Source organism: Nocardioides bizhenqiangii, from assembly GCF_034661235.1.
GTDB lineage: Bacteria > Actinomycetota > Actinomycetes > Propionibacteriales > Nocardioidaceae > Nocardioides > Nocardioides bizhenqiangii.
In genome coordinates this window covers 3,816,747-3,832,365 of sequence record NZ_CP141059.1, presented here as the reverse complement: position 1 = coordinate 3,832,365, position 15,619 = coordinate 3,816,747, and the positions used below count along the sequence as shown (strand labels likewise).

Sequence of the window (15,619 nt, the reverse complement as noted above, 5' to 3'; positions counted from 1 at the left end):
CAGTCTGGCTGATCCAGGGCCGCTCGTCGGATCTGTGGCGAGCAAGGCAACGTCGGTGAGGCACTCAGCCTCTCTCGTGCAGCAGATCGAACAGGTAGCTGCCGTATCCGCTCTTGAGGAGCGGCGTCGCCAGGCTGACGAGCTGCTCGTCGTCGATGAACCCCATGCGCCACGCCACTTCTTCGGGTGCGCCCACCTTCATTCCCTGCCGCGCCTCCAGTGCGCGAACGTAGTTGCCTGCGTCGTTGAGGTCGTCGAAGGTGCCGGTGTCGAGCCAGGCCGATCCTCGGGGCAAGACCTCGACGCGAAGGCGCTGCTCCTCGAGGTACGTCCGGTTGAGGTCGGTGATCTCGAGCTCCCCTCGGGGCGAGGGAGTCAGCGCCTTCGACCGCTCGACCACGTCCGGTCCGTAGAAGTACAGACCGGGCACGGCGTAGCTGCTGCGCGGCGCTGTCGGCTTTTCCTCGAGAGACAGCGCGCGACCGTCGGCGTCGAACTCCACCACGCCGTACGCCGAGGGGTCAGCGACGCGGCAGCCGAACACGGCCGCGCCGTCGACAGAATCGAAGCGGCGCAGCCGAGTGCCCAGCCCGGAGCCGTAGAAGATGTTGTCGCCGAGGATGAGCGCGGCGCTCTCGCCGGCGAGATGCGCCTCTCCGATGACGAACGCTTGGGCGAGACCATCGGGACTCGGCTGGACCGCATAGCTCAGGTCGATCCCGAACTGGCGGCCGTCGCCGAGCAGCCGGTGAAACTGATCGGCGTCGTGCGGCGTCGTGATGAGGAGAATGTCGCGGATTCCCGCCAACATGAGAGTCGACAGCGGGTAGTAGATCATGGGCTTGTCGTAGATCGGCATCAGCTGCTTGCTGATCGCCTGGGTGATCGGACTCAGCCGGCTACCCGTTCCTCCGGCCAAGATGATTCCCCGCATGTAGTCCTCACTCGCTCGAGCTTCGATTCGCCAACCTCGCCGCAATCCTCATCCATAGGGTGTGACCGTGCAAAAGATCCTGGTAGCCGGGGGCGCTGGCTTCATCGGCTCCAACTTCGTCCGTCACGTCGTCTCCAACACCGACGCGCGAGTGACCGTGCTCGACAAGATGACGTACGCATCGAGCCGCGACGCGCTCGTCGGGCTGCCTGAGGCTCGGCTGCAGGTCGTGGTCGGCGACATCGCCGACCCCGCGGTGGTCGCCCGGCTCGTAGGAGCCCACGATGTGGTGGTCAACTTCGCAGCCGAGTCTCACAACGACAACGCGCTCGAGGATCCGTCGCCATTCGTTCAAACCAACGTCGTAGGCACGTACGTGTTGTTGGAAGCAGTCCGCCGAGAGGGCGTCCGCTTCCACCACGTCTCGACCGACGAGGTCTATGGCGATCTCAGGCTCGACGCCGTAGAGCGGTTCACCGAGCAGTCGCCATACCGACCCAGCAGTCCGTACGCCGCCTCGAAGGCAGCCGCCGACCACCTCGTCCGTGCCTGGGTCCGCAGCTTCGGTGTCGAGGCGACCATCTCGAACTGCTCCAACAACTACGGGCCGTGGCAGCACGTCGAGAAGTTCATTCCGCGCCAGATCACCAACGTGATCAATGGCGGACGGCCCAAGGTCTACGGCAGCGGGGAGAACGTCCGCGACTGGATCCACACCGAGGATCACAACTCTGCGGTCCTGGCGGTGCTCGAGCGCGGCCGCATCGGCGAGACCTACCTGGTAGGAGCCGACGGGCAGCAGACCAACCTCGATGTGGTGAGGATGATCCTCCGCCTGATGGGCAGGCCCGAGGACGACTACGACCTCGTGGCAGATCGTGCGGGTCACGACCTGCGCTACGCCATCGATGCCCGGAAGCTGCGCGCGGAACTTGGCTGGAAGCCGGTCCACAGCAACTTTGAGGAAGGTCTCGCTCGGACGATCGCCTGGTACGAACGTCACGTCGATTGGTGGCGTCCGCACAAAGATGCCGTCGAGGCGTCCTACGCAGCCAAGCGGATGTGACCCGATGGCCGCTTCGCTGTCGGTGGCCGGCACACCGATTCCCGGGTTGCTGGTCGTCCGGTCGCCTGTGCACATCGACGCTCGTGGCTGGTTCAAGGAGGTGTGGCACCGGGAGAAGATGACGGCGCTCGGAGTACCGGACTTCGGCCCCGTGCAGGCCAACTTGTCCTACAACGCCCGCCGGGGCGCGACCCGCGGCATCCACGCCGAGCCGTGGGACAAGTTCGTCACGGTTGCGACGGGTCGGGTCCACGCAGCGTGGGTCGACCTGCGTGAAGGCGAGTCGTTCGGGGCGACCTACGACGTCGAGATCGATCCGTCGGTGGCGGTGTTCGTGCCCAGGGGGGTTGGCAACGCGTACCAGGCCCTCGAGGACGGCACGGTCTACACCTACCTGGTCAACGACCACTGGCGGTCCGACCGCACCTATCCAGCGGTCAACCTGGCGGACTCGACGGCGAGGATTCCCTGGCCGATATCGCTGGACTCCGGCGAGGCTGAGATCTCGGACAAGGATCGCAGCAACCCTGCTTTGGGCGAGGTGTCCGCGATGGCACCCCGCAGGACGCTCATCCTCGGGAGTGGAGGTCAGCTCGGCCGGGCCCTGGCTGCGACGTTCCCCCACGCGACCCTGAGCGACTCGCACAAGCTCGACCTGACCGACCGGGCCGCACTCGCGAAGTTCCCGTGGGGCGACTACGAGGTGGTGGTCAACGCCGCGGCGTTCACCGCGGTCGACGAAGCCGAGGAGCCCGTCGGCAGGAGAGCGGCGTGGGCATTGAACGGGTCCGTTCCCGCGGCTCTGGCCGAAGTGGCCGACCGGCACCGCCTGACCCTGGTGCACTACTCCACGGACTACGTGTTCGACGGAGCGTTCATCGAGGGCGGACACCGGGAGGACGAGGCGTTCTCGCCGCTTGGTGTCTACGGGCAGTCAAAGGCGGCGGGTGACCTAGCGGTGGCGACGGTGGCTCGCCACTACATCCTCAGGACGTCCTGGCTGATCGGTGAGGGCGCCAACTTCGTCCGAACGATGCAACGCCTGGCGACCGAGGGGAAGAGCCCCTCGGTCGTCGACGATCAGATCGGCCGCCTGACATTCGTCGACGAGCTGTCGCGAGCGACCCGTCACCTCCTCGCGGTCGGCGCGACACCCGGGACGTACAACGTCACCAATCCAGGCCCGCCGATGTCCTGGGCCGAGATCGCTCGTCGCGTCTTCGAGCTGTCCGGCCGGGATCCGGCCGACGTCGTATCGACCACGACCGAGGAGTACGGCAGCGGCCGCCGACTCGCGCCGCGCCCGCGCTGGAGCGTGCTCTCGCTCGACAAGCTCGGCTCGACCGGGTTCACCGGCACTGATGCCGATCTGGCACTGCGGGTGTACCTTTCCGCGCCGACCGCCGGCGTCCCGTGAGCCCGCTCAGTCGCGCAAACGCTTCGACCACGAGCTCGGCTCACTCCCCGCCCTTCTCGAGCAGCACCGTGAACGGCCCGTCGTTGACCGACGACACCTCCATCATCGCCCCGAAGACCCCGCGCTCGACGTGGGTGCCGAGCCGCTCCAGCTCGGTGCAGAAGGCGTCGTACAGCGGCTCACTCACCGGGCCCGGCGCGGCCGCGGTCCAGGTCGGCCGACGGCCCTTGCGCGCGTCGCCGTACAGCGTGAACTGGCTGACCACGAGCACCGGCGCGCCGACGTCGGACGCCGACTGCTCGTCCCGGAGGATCCGGAGGTCGCGGGTCTTGCGGGCCATCCACGCGACGTCGGCCGGTCCGTCGTCGTGCGTGATGCCGAGATAGACCAGGAGGCCGGGGTCATCGAGGGCGCCGACCACCTCGCCGTCGACCCGCACCGACGCCGACAGGACCCGTTGCACGACAGCTCGCATGCGGCCATTCTCGCGGTCGGCCCCAGGCGGCAGATCGTCCGGCGATCTGACACGATGACCGGATGGAACAGAGGAGCAGCGCCGTCGACCCGCAAGCATTGCTGATCACCGTCGCCCCCACCGGGGCGGAGACCGCGAAGGCGGACTTCCCGCAGCTCCCGACCACCCTCGAGGAGCTGGTGCAGACCGCGCAGGACTGCGAGGCGGCCGGCGCCGCCATGATCCACGTGCACATCCGCGACGACGAGCACCGGCCGACCCTCGACCTGGCCCGGCTCACCGACACCGTCGCGGCGCTGCGCGAGAGCACCGACCTGGTCGTGCAGCTGTCCACCGGCGGCTCCGTCCACGACCCGCTCGAGGACCGGCTCAAGGTCCTGGACGCAGCGCCGGACTCCTGCAGCCTCACCATGGGTACGACGAACTTCGGCGACGACGTCTTCAGCAACCCGTGGCCGTTCGTCTGCGACCTCTACCAGCTCAGCCAGGAGCGCCAGGTGGTGCCGGAGTTCGAGCTCTTCGACCTCGGTCACGTCGCGGCCCTCCACCGGCTCCTCGACCGCTACGGACTGCCCCACGGCGGCGCAGTCCACTGCGACCTGGTGATGGGGGTGCCCGGTGGGATGCCCGGCACCGCTGACGCGCTGGTCGCCGCCGTGGCCACTCTCCCGGGCCAGGTCACCAGCTGGTCCGCGACCGGGATCGGCCGGACGACGCTGCCGGTCGCGCTCGCCTCGCTCAGCAAGGGCGGCCACCTCCGGGTGGGCATGGAGGACGTGCTCACCATCCGCAAGGGCGAACAGGTCGTGAACAACCGGCAGCTGGTCGAGCGCGCCGTCGCGCTCGGCGACCTGGCACAACGCCGGCCGATGACCACCGCGGAGGCCCGGACTCTTCTCCGAATGAAATAGGTCGACCGGGACGTGTGACCTGACGCAGTGCCGCTCGTTGGACAGGACCGGGGGAAGTCTCGGGGACCTGTTCGAACGATTCAGAGGAAGCGGTACCACCTCAATGCACGTCCTCGTTCATGACTACAGCGGTCATCCCTTTCAAGTCGAGCTGAGCGCCGAGCTGGCCCGTCGCGGCCACGACGTGACCCACTCCTGGTGCGAGGCCCACGTCTCGGGCAAGGGCAACCTCGGTGGCCACGACCACCTGCGGTTCGAGTCGATCGGCCGGGGTGAGGTGGTCGAGAAGCTCAGCTTCGCGCGGCGCCTCGTCCAGGAGATGCGTTACGGCGGTCAGCTGGCGCGTCAGATCCGCCGCCGGAAGCCGGACGTCGTCCTCTTCGGCAACGTGCCGGTGCCGATGATGGTCGTCGTCACCCTGTTCCTGTTCGTCACGCGCACGCCGTGGGTGTCCTGGCAGCAGGACGTCCAGGGCATCGCGATGCGCTCCTTCGCCGGCACGAAGCTCAGCCACGCGTTCCTGGTCTTCGCTCACGTCGCCAGCTGGGCGGAGCGGTGGTGCAACCGTCGCGCCGACGCGATCGTCGTGATCGCCGAGTCGTTCATGGACGTGCACCGCGAGTGGGGCACGGCCGACAAGACCACGGTGATCCCCAACTGGGCCCCGCTCGACGAGCTGGTGCCGACCCCGCGCGACAACGCGTGGGCCCACGAGCACGATCTCGTCGACGTACCCAACCTCGTCTACTCCGGCACCCTGGGGCTCAAGCACAATCCGCGGTTGCTCGTGCAGCTGACGCGTGCGGTGCGTGACCGCGGTACGCCGGCGCACCTGACCGTGATCACCGAGGGCAGCGCCGTCGACGAGCTCGCGGACGAGGCGAGCAAGCTCGACGTCCCGATCACGCTCCTGCCGTTCCAGCCCTACGAGCGCCTGTCCGAGGTCCTCGGGTCGGCCGACGCCCTGCTCGTGGTGCTCGACAAGTCGGCCGGCGCGTTCTCGGTGCCGTCCAAGACACTGTCCTACCTCTGCGCCGCCCGTCCGATCCTCGGCCTGATGCCCGACGAGAACCTGGCCGCGCACCTCATCGACGCCGCTGGGGGCTGCGTGCTGGCGCCGGACCGGACGTCGATCCCGGCCGCCGCCGACTGGGTGACCGAGCTGCTCGACGACAACGACATGTGGGACAAGCTCGGCCGTCGCGCTCGCGAGCTCGCCGAGCGCGAGTTCCAGCTGACGCTCTGCGCGTCCAAGTTCGAGGAGATCCTGGTCGGCGTCTCGCGCTGAGCAGTCGCCCCGCTACTCCTCCTCGAGCTCGTCCAGGACCAGCTCGGCGACCGCTTGGCTCTCGGCGGCGTACGGGTGCCACGCGGTCGCGCCCGGCGGGGCGATCGCCGCTCCCGCGACCCACGGCTCGGCGCCGCAGATGTCGTGGCCCTCGCTCACCGCGTACATGTCGATGAAGGTGACCCCGGCTTCGTCCGCGGCCGACTCGAGGGCCGTGTTGAGGCCGTCGATGATCCGACGCGCATAGGCGTAGTCATCTGCGGGCAATGGCAGCAGCTCGCAGGTGCCCTCCTCCGGGATGACGTGCGGGTAGCCGATCACGATGATGCGTGCGTTCGGCCCGCGCGCCTCGATCTCCTCGAGCCCGTCGACCAGGCTGTCCTCCAGGTCGGCGAGGGCAAGCGGCAGGGCGTCCTCGCCCTTCGCAGCGTCGGCGTCCGCGCAGGGGGTGCCCGAGGCTTCCGCGCCGAAGAATTGAGCGCACTGGATGATCCGCAGGTACATGTCGTCGTCGTTCGCCCCGAGCCGGATCGTCACCAGATCGGTGTCCTCGTCGACGTCGTCGAGCTGAGGGGGATGCTCGCGGTCCGGCCCCAGAGGCTGCGGGAGGGTCAGCGCGTCGGTCGTCGCGCCGCCGCAGCTGTTGTCGACGAGGTCCATCCCGGTCGCGTCGGCGATCCGGTGCGGGTAGTTGACCGTCGAGTTGGCGCAGCCGTTGGTGGTCGCCACGGGCCCGGTGTTGACCGCCGCGGTGTAGGAGTCTCCCAGCGCGACGTACTGGTCGCCCTCGCCGAGGACGTGGGCGACGGGGCTCGGCCGCGACGGCTCGTCGTCGCAGGCGGTGAGCCCGGCTGCCACGGCGACAGCAACCACCGGGAGGGCGAAACGCTGCCTGGCGGCGGCGACGAGCGACCCTCTCACGCAAGAATCCTACGGTCCGGGTGGTGTCAGTAGACGAGGGCCTGCGCACCCTCGCGGAGGGCCTCTTCGACGAAGACCGGCGCACCAGCGATGCGCACGCCCGACAGCAGGTCGGCCTCCCCGATCTCGCGGCGCGCGGCGCACTGGGAGCAGACGGTGACGCTGCCGAGCTCGAGGATGCTGGCCAGCAGGTCGGGGAGCGGCGTCGCTAGCGGCAGCACCAGCTCCGCGGCTCGGCCGGGGACCGCGAGCCAGGCGCCCTCACCGGTGAGCCACAGTGAGACCGCCGCGCCGGACGCGGCCGCGGTCGCCGCGACCGTGAACCCCTGGTTGGCGCGTTCGGGTGCGTCGGTCCCACACGTCACCTTGACCACCAGCTCGCGCGCCACGGTCGTCAGCCTAGACTCGTCTGGACGGGGCCTCTCCTAGACTGGCTGATCGTGGCCTTCGAGATCCCTGAGAACCTGCACCCGGACTGCGCTCCGATCGCCTGGATGCTCGGCACGTGGCAGGGAAACGGTCACGGTGACTACCCGACGATCGATCCGTTCCAGTTCGGTCAGGAGCTGATCTTCCAGCAGGACGGGCGTCCCTTCTTCCACTACCTCGCGCGCTCGTGGATCGTCGACGCCGAGGGCAACAAGGTCCGCGACGCGGCGCAGGAGACCGGTTTCATCCGGGCCCGGCCCGAGGGCAAGGTCGAGGTGCTCCTCGCGCACATGACCGGCTTCGTCGAGATCTGGCACGGCGACGCGGGCGACGGGAAGCTCGAGATCGTGACCGACGCGGTGGCCCGCACCGAGTCGGCCAAGGAGTACGTCGGCGGCAAGCGCCTCTACGGCAACGTCGAGGGCGACCTCCTCTACGCCTACGACATGGCCGCGATGGGGCAGCCGCTCCAGCCACACCTGTGGGCGAGACTCCGTCGACACGGTGGTTGAGGTGGTCGAGGTGCGACGAGTGCAGCGCGAAGCCTCGAAACCGGAGGACTGGCGGCAGGCCCTCCGTGAGAAGGGCTACCGCCTCACCCCGCAACGCGAGCTGATCCTGGCGGCCGTGGACGACCTCGGCCATGCCACTCCCGACGAGGTGCTCGCCCACGTCCAGCAGCACGCGTCGACCGTCAACGCCTCCACCGTCTACCGCACGCTGGAGGTGCTCGAGGAGCTCGGGCTGGTCCGCCATGCCCACCTGAGCGACCGCGCGCCGACGTACCACTCCACCCGCGGGCACGAGCATTTCCACCTGGTCTGCCGCGGTTGCCACAAGGTCGTCTCGGTGAGTGCGGAAGATGCCGCGCCGTTCGTGGAATCCCTGGGTACCCGTCATGCGTTCACCCCAGACCTGGGGCATCTGACCGTGTTCGGCCAGTGCCACGACTGTGAAGGGAAACCATGACCACCGCGACGAGTCCGCTGCTGGAGCTGCCCGGCGCCGTGGCCGGTGACGGGATCGACGCGCCGGTCGCCGCGCACTACGGCTCGCTGTACGGCGAGCAGCACGCCCTCGCCGCGGGTGAGGGGTTCGTCGACCTGTCCCACCGAGACGTCGTACGGATCAGTGGGCCGGACCGGCTGGCGTGGCTCCACTCGCTGACCACCCAGGTCTTCGAAGGTCTCGAGCCGGGCAGCTGGACCCAGGCCTTGGTCCTCAGTCCGCAGGGCCACGTCGAGCACGCGTTCGCCGGAGTCGACGACGGCACCTCGTTCACCGCCCACACCGAGCCGGGTGCGGCGGCCGCGCTCGTCGAGTTCCTCGGCCGAATGCGGTTCCTCATGCAGGTCGAGGTCGTCGACGTCACGCCCGAGATCGCGGTCGCCTGGCGCCCGGCCGGCAAGTACGACCTGGTCCCGCGCGACCAGCTCACGACGTACGCCGACGTTGCCGGCCCCGCCGCCGGCCTCTGGGCGTTCGAGGCGCTCCGGATCGAGCGCGGCGAGCCGCGGTTCGGCATCGACACCGATCACCGCACGATCCCCAACGAGGTCGGCTGGATCGGTCCGGCCGTCCACCTCGACAAGGGCTGCTACCGCGGGCAGGAGACGGTCGCGCGCGTGCACAACCTCGGCCGCCCGCCTCGCCGGCTGACCCTCCTCCACCTCGACGGCTCGGAGAACCGGCTGCCGACCGTGGGCGTCGACGTCACCGACGCGGCCGGTCGGGTCGTCGGCAGGGTCGGGTCGTCCGCACGTCACCACGAGCTCGGCCCGATCGCGCTCGCCCTCCTCAAGCGCAACGTGCCGACCGACGCGCCGCTGGTCGTCGACGGGCTGCCCGCGGCCCAGGAGGTCCTCGTCGATCCCGAGGTCGGCCTCCACTTCCGGCCGCGGTAAGACATCTTCCGGTGGGCGCGCCCGGGTTGGGCTACGATCCGCGGGTGGGTGGCCGAAAGTCGATCGAGCGGGCGATCCTGAGCAGACCGGCCCTGTACCTGGTCCCAGCAGCAGCCCTCCATCCGAGCCACCGCGGAGAGCGCCTGCGAGCGGCCGCCCGTGCGGCGTTGTACGTCGTCCGCACGATCCTGTTCCGCCGGCCCTCCGTCGTGCGGATGGGTCGGAGCTCGAAGGTCATCGCGCGGCCCGGTGAGTTCAACCCGCTGCACGCCGTCATCCGCAATCCGCCGAACACGGAGATGGCCGTCTGGCGACGCCACCTCAAGCCCGGTGACACCTTCATCGACGTCGGGGCGAACATCGGCCTCTACACGATCTACGCCCTCGAGTGCGGCGCGTCGGTGGTCGCGATCGAGCCGGACCCGGTCAACGCGGAGCGGGTCCGCGAGAACCTGCGGGCCAACGGCGCCGACGCCGTGGTCGTCGCGAAGGCGCTCGATCGCGAGCCCGGCACCGTCACCATGACGACCGACCTCAACGAGCGCAACCACCTGCTGCCCGCCGGCAGCGACGGTCAGACCGTCGAGGCCACCACCCTCGACGACGTGATCGGCGACCGCACGGTGATGGTCAAGATCGATGTCGAGGGCGCGGAGGAAGCCGTTCTCCATGGCGCCTCCCGCGCCCTGTCCGAACGCCGGATCACCCTGATGCAGCTCGAGTGGGGGCTCGACGAGGGCATGACGGTCGAGGACCGCGCCGCCCTGCTGGACCTGCTCGCCAGCCACGACTACCGCATGCTCGAGAACGACCGCGACGGCAACCTCACCGAGCTCGGCGACCGCGCGCCCTCCGGACTCAATATCTTCGTCATGCCAGCCGAGCTGGTTCCCTGATGCCTCAGTAGCTGCGCCTATCGAGCGGAAGCAGGTCGCTCGGAGAGGTGCAGATCGTCGCCGATCCACCGATGAACTGAGCCGCATCCCTCCAGCTGCAGGACGTTGTGCCCGTGGGGAAGCCGGTATCCGGCCGTGGTGGTGCTGTCGAGGCAGCGATGGTGGTGAAGGATCGCCCATCCGACCCTGGCTTCCGGCGCCAGATCGAGGTCCTCGATCAGCAGTGGTGTGCCGGCCAGGTCGATCCGTGTTTGGTTGTGCAAGATGCCGCCCGTCTCGCCGGCTCGGCCGAGCACGAGCGTCTCTCGCATCGTGGCCCTGCACCCGGCCTCAATGTCGATCGTCGTGTCGCGGCGGACCTCCGCGCCGGCCGACACCACGAACGGCTGACCGCCCCAGGTCACCGTCGCGCCGTCACGAAGGTCGATAGCAACCTCCCACCGGGCGGCACCGCCGCGCATTTCGTAGGCGACGGTGCCGGCGGTCTCGACGATTTCCACGTCCACGGGTCCCTGGACGAGCACCTCGATACGCACCTCGTCCCCGGCCAGCAGCAGGGCCTGGCCGGCCACCAAGGCGAGGCGCACCGTCGAGCCGTGTTCGCGCAATCGGCGTGCCAGCAGGGCTCCGTGGGCGATGGCGACGCGCGGCGACCCGCTCCCCGGCGTCGCGCACACCTCAATGCGAGTGGTGGTGGGCATGCGGGGGCATGGGTCCGGGGTCGATGGGGGCATGCTCGCCGCTGCGGTGTCGTTCCACAGACTGCCGCACCCAGCCGGCGAGTTCGGCGACTGAGTTCTGATCCGTGCGCGACAGCGCGATCACGGGCCTGCCGTCCCGAGCGCCTTCGGCGTCGCTGACCATCGTGGCGACGTCCACCCCGACGTACGGCGCAAGGTCGGTCTTGTTGACTATCAGCAGGTCTGCTCTGGCGATCCCCGGTCCCCCCTTCCGGGCGACGTCGCCGCCGCCAGCGACATCCAGCACGAAGATCTGCGCGTCGACCAGCGCTGGCGAGAACGTCGCGGTGAGGTTGTCGCCTCCCGACTCCACGAGCACCACGTCGAGCGGGGCGTGGTCTGCTTCCAGCGTCTCCACCGCGATCAGGTTGGCCGTGACGTCGTCGCGGATGGCGGTGTGGGGGCAGGCGCCGGTCTCGACGGCGACGATCCGATCTGCGGCGAGGACGCCTTCCGCGCGCAGGAACTTGGCGTCCTCGTCGGTGTAGATGTCGTTGGTGACCACACCCATCTGCATCTCAGCGGCCAGCGCCCGGCAGACGGTCGCGATCAGCGAGCTCTTGCCCGTGCCGACCGGCCCGGCGACTCCGAGTCGGAACGAGCGGTACGGGTCAAGCATGGAACAACCTCAATCTTCTTCTCGAATGTTGCTCGGCGAACACGTCAACGAGCGGGGCACCGGCACCCGAGATCCGCTCGGGCTCGATGAGGTCAGAGAGATCCGCCGCCAGCTCCGCGATCTGTGGGTGCAGCGCGACACCCCAGCCTGCAGCCTCGACAGGATCGACAGGGAGCAGCTTGAGCGCGGCGGCGACGACCGTCTGGGCGTCGTCGTACCCGACCATCAGCGCAGTCTGCTCCGCAGACAGCCCTGTCACTGCCGCTACGACGCCCATCACGACGGGCCGCGCGATCTCGGCGTCCGCTGGCAGGTGGTCCAGGACCGCCGGCCAGATTCGGGCCGCGAGCCGTAGGCACCCGCGTCCCTGACGCCGCGACGCCGCCCGCAACACGGCACTGGGTGTGCGAGCGGCCCAGTGCGGCTCGACGCGCAGCGGGTCCCCTCCCGACCGCGAGAGGAACCGGGCGACCACCGCCGCGCCAGCGTCGACCCGCACGACCGTGCGCAAGCGGTCCCGCGCGTAGTCGACGACCTCGTGCAGGCGCCGGCCGTCAGCTGCGAGACCCGCATGGACAGCGGGCTCAAGCCCGGCCGACTGCGTGTGTCCACCTGTGGGCAGGCGCGCATCCGTCAACGCCATCAGCACCAGCTCGGGGGTCGCCATGTCAGAACAACGAGTAGAGCTGGGCGAGCGGGAGCCGCTCGGCGGGAGCGGGCACAACCTGCTCGCCGTCGACGGCGATCGCAAAGGTCTCCGGGTCGATGTCGATCTCGGGGAGTGCCGAGTTGTTGCGCATCTCCGCCTTGCCGACCGCGCGGGTGTCCCGAACCGGCGCGAGCCGACGGCGCAGGCCCAGATCAGCGGCAAGACCGTCCTCGATCGCTGCTGGTGCGACGAACGAGATGGAGAGGTCGGAACCGTGGACATCGCCGAAGGTCGGCCGCATCAGCACGGGCTGCGGCGTGGGAATCGAGGCGTTCGGATCGCCGATCGCCGCCCAGGCGATGCTGCCGCCCTTGATCACGAAGGACGGTCGCGCCCCGAAGAACCGCGGGTCCCACAGCACCAGGTCGGCGAGCTTGCCGGGTTCCACCGAGCCGACTTCATGGTCGATCCCGTGCGCGACGGCCGGGTTGATCGTGTACTTGGCGACGTACCGACGGGCCCGCTCGTTGTCGGCTGGCAGGCCACCCCCGAGGGGGCCGACACGCGCCTTCATGACGTGCGCGACCTGCCATGTGCGCGTGATCACCTCGCCGATCCGACCCATCGCCTGGGCGTCCGAGGACGTGATCGAGAGCGCCCCGAGATCGTGGAGCAAGTCCTCGGCCGAGATCGTCGTGGCCCGAATACGTGACTCGGCGAACGCAAGATCCTCGGGGACATCCGGAGACAGGTGGTGGCACACCATCAGCATGTCGAGGTGCTCGGCCACGGTGTTGACCGTGTGCGGCAGCGTCGGGTTCGTGGAGCCCGGGATGACGTGCGGCTCGGCCGCGATCGAGAGGATGTCCGGTGCGTGCCCGCCCCCAGCTCCCTCGACGTGGAACGCGTGGATCGATCGCCCGTCGATCGCGGCGAGAGTTGAGTCGACGTACCCCGCCTCGTTGAGCGAGTCGGAGTGCAGGGCGACCTGCAGTCCCCACTCAGCCGCTGCAGTGAGCGCCGCGTCGACGGCAGCGGGCGTCGAGCCCCAGTCCTCGTGCACCTTGTAACCGGCCGCCCCGGCCAATGCCTGCTCGCCCAGCGCCGCCCCCGAGACGGTGTTGCCCTTGCCGAGCAGCAGCACGTTGACGGGTACGTCGTCGAGGGCCCGGTGGAGCTGTCTCAGGTGCCACGCACCGGGTGTCACGGTGGTCGCCTTGGATCCTTCCGACGGGCCCGTGCCACCTCCCACGATCGTGGTGGTCCCGGTGGCCAGTGCCTCGTGCAGCTGGGACGGCGAGAGCAGGTGCACGTGCGAGTCCATCGCACCCGCGGTGAGGATCTTGCCCTCGCCGGCGATCACGTCGGTTGCTGGCCCGACCCGCAGGTCGGGGTGTACGCCGTCGGCGATGTCCGGGTTGCCGGATCGACCCAGCGCAACGATCCGTCCGTCCCGGATCCCCACATCAGCCTTCACGATGCCCCACCAGTCCAGGACGAGGGCGTTCGTGATGACTGTGTCCAAGGCGCCGTCAGCGCGCGTGGTGGTCCCCTGGGCCATCGACTCGCGGATCGACTTGCCACCCCCGAACACAGCCTCGTCGCCGCCGACGGTGAGGTCGCGCTCCACCTCGACCCAGAGGGCGGTGTCGCCCAGCCGGACCTGGTCGCCGGCGGTGGCGCCGTACAGGGCGGCGTACGTCGCCCTGCTGATCTCAACCATCGAGGTCCTTCCCGCGCTGGATGCCTGGGACTCGGCGTCGGCCGCGAAGTGCCACCGCCGTCACTTCACGCGAGGCGCCCGGCTCGAATCGCTCTGAGGTGCCCGACGGGATGTCCAGCCGAAAGCCGGACGCCGCCGCTCGGTCGAAGTCCAGCGCCCCATTGGCGTCCGGCAGGTGCAGGTGAGAGCCGATCTGGATCGGTCGATCGCCGGTGTTGAGCACGATCAGGCGGAGCCGTTCGTCAGCGCCCCGGTCACCGTTCAGCTCGATCATTCCTTCGCCGACCCGGACGGCCCCGGGGCCCGAGCCGTCGGTCCCACGACCGATCGGGTCGTGGATAGTGACCAGCTTGCGACCGTCGGGAAAGGTCGCCTCTACCTGCACGTCGTGGAGCATTTCGGCAACGCCGTCCATGACGTCGTCCGGACCGAGCACCTCGCGGCCGCTCTCCATCAACTCGGCCACCGACGCGCCCTCGCGGGCACGTTCGATCACCCAGGTGGACAACAGTGCGACCGTCTCGGGATGGTTGAGTCGCACCCCCCTCGCCCGTCGGTCGCGGGCCACCATCCCTGCCACGGCCAGCAGTAGCTTCTCCTGGTCGGACGGCGTCAGATGCACCCGGGCAACGCTAGGTGCCGGGTGTTTCAAGAACGTAACGCAGTAGCGCTCCCACGATGACCGTGCCGCTGCAACGACAGCTACGCGGTCTCCCTACCGAAGGGTGTCGAGCGCCCAGCATCACCCGGACCTGCTGACCCGTCTGATGAGGGCAGCGTCAGGTGGACCCGCAGGCCATTCGATGTGAGCCGGATCCGGCCGCGCATCCCGGCGGCGGCAAGCAGCGCCGCGGCACCGCGCTGGTCCGCCGGCGCGACCAGGACGAGCTCCTCGGCCCCCGCCTCCGCGGCGAGTGCGCACAGCCGACGCAGCAGGTTGCTGCCGATGCCCATCCGCCGCCAGGCCGGGGCCACCTCGAGGGTGCCTTCGGCGGGGCGGGCGGGGAACACATGGGTGAACTCCGCGGAGCCGATCACTCCGGTGCCGACCCTGGCCCTCACCCCGGTTGTGGTCTGGTCGTAGGCGACCACGGCGTCAGGGTCGGGCGTCGGAGTCGCGGGCGGGCCCAGCGCGGCGGCAATGTCGGTCAGCGCGGCGGCTCGCACCTGCTCGGTCGGTGAGAGGTTCACCCTCGGACCGAGCAGTCCTGTGAGCTCCGCGTGGATGCGGGCCGGGTCATCGATGAGCCGGCGCACCGCCGACAGCCACCGAGTGGGCTGGTCCTGAAGCTCCTGCTCGGAGCAGACCGCGACGGTGACCTCGGTGCAGCCCGCCGACTCGGCCAGCTCGAGCAGTAGGCCCGGCGACACGGTGTCAGGCACCTCGACCACCAGGTCATCGGTGACGGTCCCGAGGTCGGGGTAGATCTGCAGGGCGAGGATGTTGACCTCCGCGTCGCCCAGGCACCCGGCCAGCGTGGCCAGAGCCCCGGGGGTCTCGGGCAACCGGGTGCGGATCCTGAGGAACATGCGGCAAGCCTGCCCCGCCCATGTTCCAAGACAGCGTCAGGCCCGTAAAGGCTGCTCACCCTTCTCGCCGGCAAGTGGAGTAGGTCTCTCGTTGGCTCGGACCGTAACAAGGTCAGC

Annotated in this window: 18 protein-coding genes; 8 read left to right on the top strand and 10 right to left on the bottom strand. The window is 69.3% G+C overall.

The window, feature by feature from the left end; translation table 11 throughout:
• Positions 1–64: 64 nt before the first annotated feature.
• Entirely contained in the window at positions 65–934 is an 870-nt protein-coding gene (rfbA, locus tag SHK19_RS18630; RefSeq protein ID WP_322454906.1) for a glucose-1-phosphate thymidylyltransferase RfbA, read from the bottom strand.
• Between the two features lie 67 nt (positions 935–1,001).
• Here rfbA and rfbB point away from each other — a divergent pair, with 67 nt between their 5' ends.
• Together rfbB and SHK19_RS18620 are read left to right on the top strand one after the other, a co-directional pair.
• Entirely contained in the window at positions 1,002–2,000 is a 999-nt protein-coding gene (gene rfbB, locus SHK19_RS18625) for a dTDP-glucose 4,6-dehydratase (RefSeq protein ID WP_322937122.1), read from the top strand.
• 4 nt (positions 2,001–2,004) lie between these two features.
• Positions 2,005–3,417, top strand: coding sequence for a bifunctional dTDP-4-dehydrorhamnose 3,5-epimerase family protein/NAD(P)-dependent oxidoreductase (locus SHK19_RS18620; protein WP_322937121.1), 1,413 nt, complete (start codon positions 2,005–2,007; stop codon positions 3,415–3,417).
• Positions 3,418–3,457: 40 nt separating this feature from the next.
• Here SHK19_RS18620 and dtd read toward each other — a convergent pair whose 3' ends face one another.
• A complete protein-coding gene (dtd, locus tag SHK19_RS18615) occupies positions 3,458–3,892 on the bottom strand; it encodes a D-aminoacyl-tRNA deacylase (RefSeq protein ID WP_322454909.1) in 435 nt (144 codons plus the stop codon).
• A 62-nt stretch (positions 3,893–3,954) separates the two neighbouring features.
• Here dtd and SHK19_RS18610 point away from each other — a divergent pair, with 62 nt between their 5' ends.
• Both SHK19_RS18610 and SHK19_RS18605 read left to right on the top strand, forming a co-directional pair.
• Entirely contained in the window at positions 3,955–4,803 is an 849-nt protein-coding gene (locus SHK19_RS18610) for a BKACE family enzyme (RefSeq protein WP_322937120.1), read from the top strand.
• A 103-nt stretch (positions 4,804–4,906) separates the two neighbouring features.
• Positions 4,907–6,091: a glycosyltransferase family 4 protein gene (locus SHK19_RS18605; protein WP_322454911.1), complete on the top strand. Its 1,185-nt coding sequence runs from the start codon at positions 4,907–4,909 to the stop codon at positions 6,089–6,091.
• A gap of 12 nt (positions 6,092–6,103) precedes the next feature.
• Here SHK19_RS18605 and SHK19_RS18600 read toward each other — a convergent pair whose 3' ends face one another.
• Both SHK19_RS18600 and SHK19_RS18595 read right to left on the bottom strand, forming a co-directional pair.
• Positions 6,104–7,012, bottom strand: coding sequence for an SGNH/GDSL hydrolase family protein (locus SHK19_RS18600; RefSeq protein WP_322937119.1), 909 nt, complete (start codon positions 7,010–7,012; stop codon positions 6,104–6,106).
• A gap of 26 nt (positions 7,013–7,038) precedes the next feature.
• On the bottom strand, positions 7,039–7,401 hold the full coding sequence (locus tag SHK19_RS18595) for a DsrE family protein (RefSeq protein WP_322454913.1): 363 nt from the start codon (positions 7,399–7,401) through the stop codon (positions 7,039–7,041).
• Between the two features lie 51 nt (positions 7,402–7,452).
• Here SHK19_RS18595 and SHK19_RS18590 point away from each other — a divergent pair, with 51 nt between their 5' ends.
• From SHK19_RS18590 to SHK19_RS18575, 4 genes are read left to right on the top strand one after another with little or no spacing between them, the layout of a single operon-like run.
• Entirely contained in the window at positions 7,453–7,953 is a 501-nt protein-coding gene (locus SHK19_RS18590; protein ID WP_322454914.1) for an FABP family protein, read from the top strand.
• Between the two features lies 1 nt (position 7,954).
• Positions 7,955–8,410: a Fur family transcriptional regulator gene (locus SHK19_RS18585; RefSeq protein WP_322454915.1), complete on the top strand. Its 456-nt coding sequence runs from the start codon at positions 7,955–7,957 to the stop codon at positions 8,408–8,410.
• Positions 8,407–9,345 carry a CAF17-like 4Fe-4S cluster assembly/insertion protein YgfZ gene (gene ygfZ / locus SHK19_RS18580; RefSeq protein WP_322937118.1) on the top strand — a complete coding sequence of 313 codons (939 nt, stop codon included), beginning with the start codon at positions 8,407–8,409 and terminating at the stop codon, positions 9,343–9,345. The genes SHK19_RS18585 and ygfZ overlap by 4 nt, the downstream gene beginning before the upstream one ends.
• A 44-nt stretch (positions 9,346–9,389) precedes the next feature.
• Positions 9,390–10,241, top strand: coding sequence for an FkbM family methyltransferase (locus tag SHK19_RS18575; RefSeq protein WP_322454917.1), 852 nt, complete (start codon positions 9,390–9,392; stop codon positions 10,239–10,241).
• Between the two features lie 17 nt (positions 10,242–10,258).
• Here SHK19_RS18575 and SHK19_RS18570 read toward each other — a convergent pair whose 3' ends face one another.
• The 6 genes from SHK19_RS18570 to SHK19_RS18545 all read right to left on the bottom strand — a co-directional run bounded on the left by SHK19_RS18570 (position 10,259) and on the right by SHK19_RS18545 (position 15,502).
• The gene (locus tag SHK19_RS18570) at positions 10,259–10,942 is read right to left on the bottom strand and encodes an urease accessory protein UreD (protein WP_322937117.1); all 684 of its coding nucleotides are present in this window, start codon (positions 10,940–10,942) and stop codon (positions 10,259–10,261) included.
• On the bottom strand, positions 10,920–11,600 hold the full coding sequence (ureG, locus tag SHK19_RS18565) for an urease accessory protein UreG (protein ID WP_322937116.1): 681 nt from the start codon (positions 11,598–11,600) through the stop codon (positions 10,920–10,922). The genes SHK19_RS18570 and ureG overlap by 23 nt, the downstream gene beginning before the upstream one ends.
• Positions 11,593–12,267, bottom strand: a complete 675-nt coding sequence (locus SHK19_RS18560; RefSeq protein WP_322937115.1) for an urease accessory protein UreF — start codon at positions 12,265–12,267, stop codon at positions 11,593–11,595. The genes ureG and SHK19_RS18560 overlap by 8 nt, the downstream gene beginning before the upstream one ends.
• 1 nt (position 12,268) lies before the next feature.
• Entirely contained in the window at positions 12,269–13,972 is a 1,704-nt protein-coding gene (locus SHK19_RS18555; RefSeq protein WP_322937114.1) for an urease subunit alpha, read from the bottom strand.
• The gene (locus SHK19_RS18550) at positions 13,965–14,594 is read right to left on the bottom strand and encodes an urease subunit gamma (RefSeq protein ID WP_322937113.1); all 630 of its coding nucleotides are present in this window, start codon (positions 14,592–14,594) and stop codon (positions 13,965–13,967) included. Before SHK19_RS18550 ends, SHK19_RS18555 begins: the two co-directional genes overlap by 8 nt.
• A gap of 80 nt (positions 14,595–14,674) precedes the next feature.
• Entirely contained in the window at positions 14,675–15,502 is an 828-nt protein-coding gene (locus SHK19_RS18545) for a GNAT family N-acetyltransferase (RefSeq protein WP_322937112.1), read from the bottom strand.
• Positions 15,503–15,619: the final 117 nt, after the last annotated feature.

What these genes read in the sequence shown, in the direction of transcription:
- SHK19_RS18610 (WP_322937120.1), top strand. Translation starts at nt 3,955, where the DNA reads ATGGAACAGAGGAGCAGCGCCGTCGACCCGCAAGCATTGCTGATCACC.
- SHK19_RS18605 (WP_322454911.1), top strand. Translation starts at nt 4,907, where the DNA reads ATGCACGTCCTCGTTCATGACTACAGCGGTCATCCCTTTCAAGTCGAG.
- ygfZ (WP_322937118.1), top strand. Translation starts at nt 8,407, where the DNA reads ATGACCACCGCGACGAGTCCGCTGCTGGAGCTGCCCGGCGCCGTGGCC.
- dtd (WP_322454909.1), bottom strand. Translation starts at nt 3,892, where the DNA reads ATGCGAGCTGTCGTGCAACGGGTCCTGTCGGCGTCGGTGCGGGTCGAC.
- SHK19_RS18545 (WP_322937112.1), bottom strand. Translation starts at nt 15,502, where the DNA reads ATGTTCCTCAGGATCCGCACCCGGTTGCCCGAGACCCCCGGGGCTCTG.
- ureG (WP_322937116.1), bottom strand. Translation starts at nt 11,600, where the DNA reads ATGCTTGACCCGTACCGCTCGTTCCGACTCGGAGTCGCCGGGCCGGTC.
- SHK19_RS18555 (WP_322937114.1), bottom strand. Translation starts at nt 13,972, where the DNA reads ATGGTTGAGATCAGCAGGGCGACGTACGCCGCCCTGTACGGCGCCACC.
- SHK19_RS18620 (WP_322937121.1), top strand. Translation starts at nt 2,005, where the DNA reads ATGGCCGCTTCGCTGTCGGTGGCCGGCACACCGATTCCCGGGTTGCTG.
- rfbA (WP_322454906.1), bottom strand. Translation starts at nt 934, where the DNA reads ATGCGGGGAATCATCTTGGCCGGAGGAACGGGTAGCCGGCTGAGTCCG.
- SHK19_RS18560 (WP_322937115.1), bottom strand. Translation starts at nt 12,267, where the DNA reads ATGGCGACCCCCGAGCTGGTGCTGATGGCGTTGACGGATGCGCGCCTG.
- SHK19_RS18570 (WP_322937117.1), bottom strand. Translation starts at nt 10,942, where the DNA reads ATGCCCACCACCACTCGCATTGAGGTGTGCGCGACGCCGGGGAGCGGG.